The organism is Anaerolineales bacterium (genome assembly GCA_022866145.1).
In the GTDB taxonomy this organism is placed as follows: domain Bacteria; phylum Chloroflexota; class Anaerolineae; order Anaerolineales; family E44-bin32; genus PFL42.
The window spans coordinates 1-1,963 of record JALHUE010000463.1 but is presented as its reverse complement, the minus strand read 5'-3'; the positions used below and the strand labels follow the sequence as shown (position 1 = coordinate 1,963).

The 1,963-nt window shown below is 67.6% G+C and carries 3 protein-coding genes; 1 reads left to right on the top strand and 2 read right to left on the bottom strand.

The annotated features are described in order from the left end of the window. The coding region (locus tag MUO23_13705; protein ID MCJ7514005.1) for a hypothetical protein at nt 1–224 on the top strand (224 nt) is incomplete at its 5' end. A 200-nt stretch (nt 225–424) separates the two neighbouring features. Here MUO23_13705 and MUO23_13700 read toward each other — a convergent pair. Both MUO23_13700 and MUO23_13695 read right to left on the bottom strand, forming a co-directional pair. Beyond that, nucleotides 425–1,321 carry a DUF5667 domain-containing protein gene (locus MUO23_13700; protein ID MCJ7514004.1) on the bottom strand — a complete coding sequence of 299 codons (897 nt, stop codon included), beginning with the start codon at nt 1,319–1,321 and terminating at the stop codon, nt 425–427. Beyond that, the gene (locus MUO23_13695; GenBank protein ID MCJ7514003.1) at nt 1,308–1,868 is read right to left on the bottom strand and encodes an RNA polymerase sigma factor; all 561 of its coding nucleotides are present in this window, start codon (nt 1,866–1,868) and stop codon (nt 1,308–1,310) included. The genes MUO23_13700 and MUO23_13695 overlap by 14 nt, the downstream gene beginning before the upstream one ends. Nucleotides 1,869–1,963: the final 95 nt, after the last annotated feature.

Below are 1,963 nucleotides of genomic sequence, written 5' to 3'. Positions count from 1 at the left end.
AGCGGAGACAGAGACCCTTCGCCCCCCCAACCAACTCGCTGCCGCGACTTTACCGCCGCGCCGCGCCCAGCGACCCATGCGAGTACCGATACTGCGGCTCCCCTCCACGGGTGGCGCATTCCCCCGATGACCCGGCGCGCAAGAACCTCGACCTCTGCCCGCACTGCGGCTTCGACGGCGACCAACAGCGCCTGTATCGCTTCCGCCTTCGCTGCTGCCGGTAAGCCTGCGTCTGCGCCCTCATGCCGGCGACACGGGTCACCCCCCCTAACCCCAGATGGAGCAGCCTATGGAAGATGGAGATCCCGCGCGCGGGCTGGATTGGAGGGGGCGGCCTGTTTGCCTTCGCGGATGAGGTGACTGGCAGGAAGTCAGAACCCGTGCTGGGGATCCCCGGCGGAAGCCTCAGTGTCTCCGCACGGCGTCAAGGCCGCTTCGGAGCGGCCTCCGTCGGCCGCCCCCGACCCTGGCCCTTTCCCGGCTCCTTGTCCTTGCCCGGGGTCACGGGGCTTGCCGGCGTCACCTTCTGGCCGCGATCCGGGGGTGGGCCAGGCTCTGGCTGTCGCTCTTCGAGCATCTTCTTGACCGCGCCGCGATTGCGGGCGGATTCCTGCAGCGCCCGCATCAGTCCGGCCTGGGCCGCAGGCGGTGCCTTCGCCTGCAGACGGGAGAGAACCTGGGCCTGTCGAGCCAATTCCCTTTCGATCGCTTGCAGCGATGCGCTTCCATCTTGGGCTGGCAATTGGTCCGCCAGTGCCAGCAGTCTATCCACCGCCCGGCCATACCCTTGCAGCGCCGCGGGCAGGTCCCGATGACGGCCGCGTGCCGACAATTGCTCCGCCTCTTGCAGCCGCTTCTCAGTGATTGCAGCCAGGAGGGCCGCCTCGCCCTCGGGTGTCTGGGAAAGCGCGAGCCGCGCCTGCTCCAGGGCGGTCTTGACCACATACAGCCCATCGCCGGGCAGGCTGGCCTCGGCAGCGTAAGCGATCCCGCTCGCCGATCCAAGCAAGGCGACAACCAGCGCGAGGGAGGCCAGGACGAAGGCCGGGCGCAGGCGCCTGGCTCGTCTAGGGGCTGCCCGGTGAACCCGGCTCCGAATGTGCGCCCGCAAGCGGCGCTCGACCACCAGCCGGGCCTCTGGCGGCATCGCCGGCAGCTCGACCGCCTGACGCGCCTGTTGGGCGGAGACCAGCAGTGGTTGCAGCCAGTCGGCGTCCGCCGAGTGCGCCCGGAGCAGATCGTCGACCGAGGCGCTTCCCGAGATCAGTTCCGTCAGACAGGCATCCAGGATTTCCGCCTGCCGATGATCAGACCCATCCATCGTCTCGAACCATCCTCGCCCGAAGGGCATGCAGGGCTCGGTGGAGCAGCACCCGCACCGCGCCTTCCTTCCTATCCATCCAGACCGCGACCATCTGCGTCGGCAACTCCAGCAGCACGCGCAGGCGGATCACTTCCTGGTAGTCCTCGGGGAGCCCCGCCAGGGCAGCCTGTGCCGCTGCAAGCTGCTCACGAAGGGCGACCTCCTCGAAAACATCGACATCGGACTTCGAGTGCTCCCCCTGTTCGTCGTCCCCCGCCACATGCCGGTCCTTGCGGTACAGATCGATCAGGGTGTTGCGAGCGATGCGGTACAGGTAGGCTGAAAACGGCCAGCCTCGTTCGCGATAGCCAGCCAGCGACTGGTACGCCCGCAGGAACACCGTGGACACCACGTCCTCCGCATCCGCTGGAGGCAGACCTCGCGCTAGAGCGTAGCGGTACATCGAGTCGGCATACCGGCGGTACAGCTCGGCGAAGGCGTCCTCGTCTCCTCGCTTGGCCTGGGACACCAGGCGGGCATCGGTGATTGGCACGGTTGTCTTCATGAAAACGGCGCTCTGGGCCGAATGTTACACCCCCACAGGGGGCTACGTCCTCGGCCGGGTGTAACACCCTCCGCCTTGGTCCGTTCTCCTACTGT